Annotated in this window: 1 protein-coding gene; it reads left to right on the top strand. The window is 61.1% G+C overall.

The features are described from left to right. On the top strand, positions 1–767 hold a 767-nt coding region (locus tag AC6BYQ_RS28040; RefSeq protein WP_498057883.1), incomplete at both ends, for a relaxase family protein.

Genomic DNA, 767 nt, shown 5'->3' with positions numbered 1-767 from the left:
ATCGTGAACGGCAGGCTGGGGCTGCACGATCCGAACGCGCCGGAAAACCGGCGTGCGCTGGTGACGCCGTCCGCGCTGCCGGAAGCGAAGCAGGAAGCCGCTCAGGCGATTACGCGGGGTTTACTGGCGTTAGCCTCGACCGGGGAGCTGAAAACGCGTCAGGACGTGACTGAGGCGCTGGAACTTGCTGGTTTTGAGGTGGTGCGCACGACGAAAAGCAGCATCAGCATTGCCGACCCGGACGGGGGGCGAAACATCCGATTGAAGGGAGCCATCTATGAACAGTCTTTTAACGCTGGCGAAGGACTTAGAGCAGAAATCGAAAGCGCAGCAGCAGAGTACCGGCGAGATGCTGAAAGCCGCATTCAGCGAGCACGAACAGTGTGTAAAAGCGGAATTGAACGCCAGCGCGAAGCGAATCAGCAACGCTATCAGCGCTCACGAACAGGGGATGAACGCCGCCATGCAGTCGAACCGGCTGAGCGTGCTGCGTATGGTAGGGCGGACGTGGCTCACGATCACCCTGGTCTCGGTGCTGCTGATAGGGACGAGCGGGAGCGTGCTGTGGTGGCAGGGGCAGCAGATAGTCGACAACTACGAGACCCTCCGGGAGCAGAAGGCCACGCAGGCCATGCTGTCGGAGAAGAACAGCGGTGTGCAACTGTCGACATGCGGGGAGGCGGGGCGACGCTGCGTGAAGGTGAACACGGAGGCGGGACGATACGGCGAGGATTCGAGCTGGATGATACTGGCGGGGAAATAGCACA

The organism is Serratia sp. LTN-2, assembly GCF_059740205.1.
The sequence above is the reverse complement of the archived record's forward strand: the minus strand, read 5'-3'. Positions and strand labels throughout refer to the sequence as shown.